This window comes from Patulibacter sp. NPDC049589, from assembly GCF_040675535.1.
Taxonomy (GTDB): domain Bacteria; phylum Actinomycetota; class Thermoleophilia; order Solirubrobacterales; family Solirubrobacteraceae; genus Patulibacter.
The window spans coordinates 1-3,837 of sequence record NZ_JBFAPC010000104.1; the positions used below are offsets into that span (position 1 = coordinate 1).

General features: G+C 76.5%; 3 protein-coding genes. 2 read left to right on the forward strand and 1 reads right to left on the reverse strand.

The genetic code is table 11. From position 1 onward, the window contains the following. Positions 1 to 2,161: hypothetical protein (locus AB0L40_RS18125; RefSeq protein WP_364357563.1), on the reverse strand; the 2,161-nt coding region annotated here is incomplete at its 3' end. A 109-nt stretch (positions 2,162 to 2,270) separates the two neighbouring features. On the opposite strand from AB0L40_RS18125, the gene AB0L40_RS18130 reads away from it, so the two are divergent. Together AB0L40_RS18130 and AB0L40_RS18135 are read left to right on the forward strand one after the other, a co-directional pair. After that, positions 2,271 to 3,038, forward strand: coding sequence for a VTT domain-containing protein (locus AB0L40_RS18130; protein WP_364357566.1), 768 nt, complete (start codon positions 2,271 to 2,273; stop codon positions 3,036 to 3,038). Between the two features lie 21 nt (positions 3,039 to 3,059). After that, entirely contained in the window at positions 3,060 to 3,779 is a 720-nt protein-coding gene (locus AB0L40_RS18135; protein ID WP_364357569.1) for a hypothetical protein, read from the forward strand. Positions 3,780 to 3,837 lie beyond the last annotated feature (58 nt).

The window sequence follows — 3,837 nt, forward strand, 5'->3', positions numbered from 1 at the left end:
ACCGAGGAATCCCATGTCCCGCATCACCCGCACCACCCTGGTCGCCGTCGGCGCGCTCGCCGTCGTCACCCAGGGCGGCAGCGAGCAGCGCGAGCCCCACGGCCCACCCGCCGCCGGCGTCCAGCAGCGACGACCCCACCGCGTCGAACCCGAGGGCCGCGTCCGACGGCGACGGGAACCCGCCCGACGTCGCCTGGTCCCGCACGCCGACGCCGATGCCGGCCACGAGCAGCCCCGAGAGGACGCCCAGCAGCACGACGACGCCCGCCGCCGGGGCGGACCGGCGCCGGACGGCCGACGCGGCGAGCAGCCCCGTGCCCGCGAGCACGACGACGGCGAGCAGCAGGGCCACGGCCGCCTGCCCGCCGGCGAGCGTCGCGCCGATGCGGTTCCCGTCGTCGTCGGTGATGCCGGCCGCGAGCGCCCCCGCCGTCCCGTCGACGGTGAGCGCGAGCGCCAGCCCGGTCGCGACGGCGGCTGCCTGGGCCGACCGGACCCGCCGCTCCGGACCGAGGGCGGCCGCCCCGCCGAGGAGCAGCAGGAGGCCGGCGGACGGGCCGCTGAGCACGGCCGCCTCGGCGAGCACCCCCGGCCCGTGGTCGACGTTCGCGAACAGCAGCACCTGCCCCACGTGCCCGAGGACGTCGGCGAGGACCAGGGCGCCGCCCGCGATCACGAGCGGCGTCTGCCGCCGGTGGACGACGAACGCGGCGACCCCCAGCTCGACCGCCAGCGCCGCCACCTGCACCCAGCGGTCCTCGAAGGGGGACACGCCGAGGGCCCGGACCGTCGACCACACGGGGTGCAGGAAGTACAGGCCGACGATCGCGATCGTCGCGACGGCCGTGGCGATCGCGCCGGCGTCGAGCGTGGGCGCCACCCGGCGGACCGCCCGGTCGCCGTCCTCCCCGACCGTCCCGACCGGGCCGTCGCCGGGGTCGCCCGGGACCCGCGTCCGCACCAGGAGGAGCCCGCCGGCCAGCACCACCGCGACGGCCAGGACCCCGGAGATCAGCCCCGGCATGTCGACGCGATCGAGCGATCCGAACGACACGAGCCCCTGGGACGCCAGGCCCGCTCCCGCCGCGACGCCCGCCAGCGCCGCGGCGAGCAGCACGACCCGTGCGACCGGCGGCGCGAGGCGCCCCGCGAGCGGCCCGCGCCCCAGGAGGGTGGCGACCATCAGGACGGCGACCAGGACGGGCACGAGCAGCACCCCGACCCCGGTCGCGATCCCCCGGACCGCCGTCGCCTGTACCAGCACCCCGAACGGCAGCAGCCCGACCAGCCCGTCGCGCCGGTGCACCGCGAACGCGAGGAGGACGGCCGCCGCCCCGGAGGCCATCGCCGCCTGGAGTCCGCGGACGATCCCGTGGTAGTCGAGCGGCGGCTGCACGCCCGCCAGGTCGCCGGCGACGGCGTCCAGGAGCGACGTGCCCTCGCCGACGACCAGCGCCACGAGCACCCCGGCCCCGAACCCCGCGGCCCGGGACCACGCGCTCCGGCCCCGGTCGCGGACGACGGCGGCGGCGACGGCCGACGCCGCGACCAGGAGCAGCACCGCCCGCGCGTCCGCCCCGATCCCGAGCACGCCCTGTCCGGTCAGCGCGAAGAGGGCCAGCGCCCCGCCGGCGCCGGCCAGCGCCGCCGCGGTGGCCGAGCCGCTCCCGGTCGGACGACGGGCCGCCCTCTCCCGGCGCCCGCCGGCGCCGTCGGTCCGCAGCCCCCAGATCCCGGCCCCCAGGAGCGCCAGCCCGAGCAGCGGTCCGGCCACCCCGCCGAGCTGCCCCTCGAAGACCCCGGCGTAGCTGGACGAGATCTCGCCCTCCGGTCGGACCGGCTTCAGCTGCCCGCCGTCCAGCCCGATCGCGACGGCGACGGCCGCGAGCACCACCCCCGTTGCGGCCGTCCCGATCCCGGCGGCGCGCAGCAGCCCCGGCCCCGCGGGCCCCTTCGGCGCGGCCGCCGCGAGCCCCCGGACGTGCAGCCCGATCACCACCAGCGCGACGCCCAGCGCGGCGCGTGCACCCCACGGCAGCAGCCCTGCCGCCAGGGCGACGGCGGCCAGCAGCGGGACGGCCGCGGCGGCGGCGAGGAGCTCACCGGGACGGCCGGGGTCCTGCCGATCCTCGGCCGCCGGCCCTGACCACACGCGGGACATCCGCGGAGCCTACGGTCGCGTGCGGCGTCCGCCGGAAGCCGGGTCGCGAGGGCGTGGCGCGCAGCCACTCAGGGTTCCCTCATCGAGCCCCGATACGCTCCCACGCGTGATGACGTCGCTCCTGGCCGAGTTCTCGGCGCCGCTGGCCCTGCTCCCCTCGTGGCTGAGCCCCGAGCACATCTTCATCGAGTACGGCCTGATCGCGATCCTGATCATCATCTTCGCGGAGACGGGCCTGCTGATCGGCTTCTTCCTCCCGGGTGACACGCTGCTCCTGAGCGCCGGGATCCTGTCGTACACGCAGCCGGACTCCGACCCGCTCTGGATGTTCCTCGTGTTCGTGCCGATGGCGGCCGTCCTCGGCAACCTCGTGGGCTACGAGATCGGGCACCGGGCCGGGCCGGCGCTGTTCACGAAGGAGGACTCCAAGCTCTTCCGCAAGGACCACCTCGAACGCTCGCACGTCTTCTTCCAGAAGTACGGCACGATCACCGTCTTCCTGGCCCGCTTCGTCCCGGTCGTCCGCACGTTCACGGCCGTCGTCGCCGGCGCGGTCAGCATGGACCGCCGGATCTTCTTCATCTGGTCCGTCCTGGGCGCCATCGCGTGGACGTCCGGCCTGATCCTGCTGGGCCACCTCGCCGCCTACCTGCTGCCGAAGAAGACCGTCGACTTCATCCAGGGCCACATCGACCTGCTGATCGTCGGCGTCGTGATCCTGACGATCGCCGGCATCGTCTTCGAGCAGATGCGCCACAAGGCGCCGAAGACCGCGGCCGTCGTCGCGCCGAAGGACGACGCTCCCGCGGCGCCCGAGGCGGACGGCCCGCCGGCCGACGACGCCCCGGTCGCGCCGGTCGACACCGACCGCGTCTGACGCCCCGCCGCCCGCCGCGCGATGACCAGCGACGACGATCCCCTCCGCGTCCGCGCGGTGCTCGCGGCGCCCGTCGACCGCGTGTGGGCGTTCCTGACGGAGCCGGACCTGATCGGCCGCTGGTTCGGCTGGGAGCACGACTCCCTGGACCACGAGATCGACATGATCTTCGGGGACGGCACGTCGAAGTCCCCGTCGCTGCGGCGGTTCGAGACCCACGGCGGCGGGCTCTTCCGCCTGCACGAGTCGCCGGCGGGCACGGTCGTCGAGCTGCGCCGCCCGGCCGCCGACGGCGATCCGGACGCGGCGTTCGACGACATCGACGAGGGCTGGACCACGTTCGTCCAGCAGCTCCGCCTCGGCGTCGAGCGCCACCCCGATCAGGAGCGCCGCGCGATCGAGCTCCAGGGTCGTCTCCCGAGCGCCGGCGCGCCGCCGACGTGGGACGCCCTCGGGCTGACCGACGCCGCCGGCCTCGAGGTCGGCGCCCCCTACGCCGCGCGCACGCCGTTCGGCGAGGAGCTGACCGGCGAGGTCTGGTTCCGCACGGCCCACCAGCTCGGCCTGACCGTCGACGGCTGGGGCGACGGCCTCCTGGTCGCCGTCCAGCGCCCCGCGGACGACGTCCGGCCCTTCGGCGCCGGCCAGGTCATCCTCACGTCCTACGGCCTGGACGACGGCGACTTCGGCGAGTGGTTCCAGCGCTGGACCCGCTGGGCCCGCGAGACCTTCGCGGGCTGACGACGCCCGACGGCTCCGCGGCCCCGGGCCCGCGCCGCGTCCCGGGGGACCCGCGGTC

Bases quoted from the DNA above. Each gene is read 5' to 3' on its own strand.
- AB0L40_RS18130 (WP_364357566.1), top strand. From the start codon at position 2,271: ATGACGTCGCTCCTGGCCGAGTTCTCGGCGCCGCTGGCCCTGCTCCCC.
- AB0L40_RS18135 (WP_364357569.1), top strand. From the start codon at position 3,060: ATGACCAGCGACGACGATCCCCTCCGCGTCCGCGCGGTGCTCGCGGCG.